This window comes from Arthrobacter sp. HMWF013 (assembly GCF_003061105.1).
Classification (GTDB): domain Bacteria; phylum Actinomycetota; class Actinomycetes; order Actinomycetales; family Micrococcaceae; genus Arthrobacter.
The window spans coordinates 1-2,174 of the sequence record NZ_QAIQ01000656.1 but is presented as its reverse complement, the minus strand read 5'-3'; the positions used below and the strand labels follow the sequence as shown (position 1 = coordinate 2,174).

Genomic DNA, 2,174 nt, shown 5'->3' with positions numbered 1-2,174 from the left:
TGCAGATCATTGCGCGGCCTTCCACGGCCGCGGGCACGCCGTCTGCCACGGTGGAGCCCAGCACGTGGTGGCTCACATCAAGCTGGTCGAACCACCAGAGGCTCAGCTGGGTGAGGATGCGGCCCTTATCCGGGATCCCGTTCGCCAGGACGTGGTCGAAGGCGCTGATGCGGTCGCTGGCCACCACCAGGACGCAATCCTGGCCCACCTGCTGGCGGATGGCTTCATCGGCCGGCTCGTACAGGTCACGGACCTTGCCGGAGTAGACGTGCGTCCAGCCCGGCAAATCAAGGGTGGCGGTTTCGAAGCCGCGCTGGGGGGAATTTTCGGTCATGCTATGCCTTCGCCTTCGTCACGGGCAGCGATGCGGTTGCGTTGGACGCAACCTTGATTTCGCCGCGGGCGGCTTTCCGTCCGATATCGGTCCGGAACTGTGAGCCTTCGAGCTGAACCAGTTCCACGCCGTCGTACGCCCGTTCCCGGGCCTCCACGAGGTCACTGCCGAGCGCAACCACCGCAAGTACCCGGCCGCCGGCGGAGACCACCTTGCCGTCGTCGTCGAGCGCGGTGCCTGCGTGGATCACGTGCACACCCTCAAGCGCTTCCGCTTTCTTGAGGCCGCGGATGCGGTCGCCGGTGCGCGGCTTGTCGGGGTAGTTTTCGGACGCGACGACGACGGCGACGGCGGTCTCCTTGGACCACCGCAGCTCCTCCGCTTTGTCCAGTTCGCCCTTGGCTGCTGCCAGGAGCAGCGCACCGAGCGGGGTCTTGAGCCGGGCCAGGACCGCCTGCGTTTCCGGATCGCCGAAGCGGACGTTGAACTCGATGACCCGGGTGCCGCGCGAGGTCAGGGCCAGGCCAACGAACAGCACGCCCACAAACGGCGTCCCGCGTTGGGCCATCTCCTGGACGGTGGGCTGGGCAACGCGCTCGATGACTTCGTCCACCAGTCCGGCGGGGGCCCATTCGAGCGGGGTGTACGCGCCCATGCCGCCGGTGTTGGGGCCTTCGTCGTTGTCGAAGATGCGCTTGAAGTCCTGCGCCGGGGAAAGGGCCACGGTGTTGCGGCCATCGCACAGCACGAAGACAGAGACCTCGGGGCCGTCCAGGAATTCCTCGATGACCACGGTTCCGCCGGCGTCGAAGCAGGCCTGGGCGTGAGCCAGGGCTTCGTCGCGTTTCTTGGTGACCACAACGCCCTTGCCGGCTGCGAGGCCGTCATCCTTCACCACATAGGGTGCACCGAAGGTGTCCAGCGCCGAGGCTGCTTCCTCCGCGTTCGTGGCCACCAGGGCCATGGCCGTGGGAACACCGGCCTCGGCCATGACTTCCTTGGCGAATGCCTTGGAGGCTTCGAGCTGGGCCGCGGCCTTGCTGGGGCCGAAGACCGGAATGCCTGCCTCGCGGACTGCATCGGAAACGCCGGCAGCGAGCGGGGCTTCGGGGCCCACCACCACGAGGTCGACGCCGAGCCTGGCGGCCAGCGCCGCGACGGCGTCGGGATCATTCCCGTCGATTTTGTGGGTGGGGACCAGTTTGCTGATGCCGGCATTGCCGGGAGCAGAGTGGACTTCGGACACGTTGGGGTCGGCGAGCAGGGAGCGGACAATGGCGTGTTCGCGGCCTCCGGGGCCGATGACGAGTACCTTCACAGTCTCCAAGGGTACTTTGTGCACCCTGCCCTCTCCTAAGCTGTGTCCCCGCCCAGCGATCGTTCGCGGCATCGGCTACGAACCCAAGGCATGAAGAAGCTTCAGAACTGGCTCAAGGGTCCCACCGCCATGGCCGCGCTGGCCGGCGTGGTGGCGGCCGCCGTCGTACTGTCCGTAGCGGAGCTGATCGGGGCGTTCTTTACTGCGCGGGCCACTCCCGTGATCGCGCTGGGTTCCACCTTTATCGATTTCACGCCGCCGTGGATGAAGGATTTTGCCATAGCGACGTTCGGCACCAACGACAAGGCCGCACTGTTCGTGGGCATGGGGGTGACCATCTTCGTGCTGGCCTGCGTGCTGGGCGTGGCGGCCTACCGGAAATGGGCGCTGGGCGTGGCCGGCGTGCTGTTCATGGGGGCAGTGATCGTGGCCAGCGTCGTCACTCGGGCAAGCGTCAAACCGCTCGACGCCGTGCCCACCGTCCTGGGAACGGTGGCAGGGCTCGTGGTCCTGCGGCTGCTG

Annotated in this window: 2 protein-coding genes and 1 pseudogene; 1 reads left to right on the top strand and 2 read right to left on the bottom strand. The window is 66.9% G+C overall.

The genetic code is table 11. The annotated features are described in order from the left end of the window. Together DBR22_RS21555 and purD are read right to left on the bottom strand one after the other, a co-directional pair. Nucleotides 1–334 (bottom strand): phosphoribosylaminoimidazolesuccinocarboxamide synthase (locus tag DBR22_RS21555; RefSeq protein WP_308810252.1); only part of this gene is annotated, 334 nt, incomplete at its 3' end. A gap of 1 nt (nt 335) precedes the next feature. Next, on the bottom strand, nt 336–1,652 hold the full coding sequence (gene purD / locus DBR22_RS21550) for a phosphoribosylamine--glycine ligase (RefSeq protein ID WP_108600670.1): 1,317 nt from the start codon (nt 1,650–1,652) through the stop codon (nt 336–338). Between the two features lie 90 nt (nt 1,653–1,742). Here purD and DBR22_RS21545 point away from each other — a divergent pair. Then, nucleotides 1,743–2,174 (top strand): annotated as a pseudogene (locus DBR22_RS21545) (molybdopterin-dependent oxidoreductase); the annotation flags it as partial.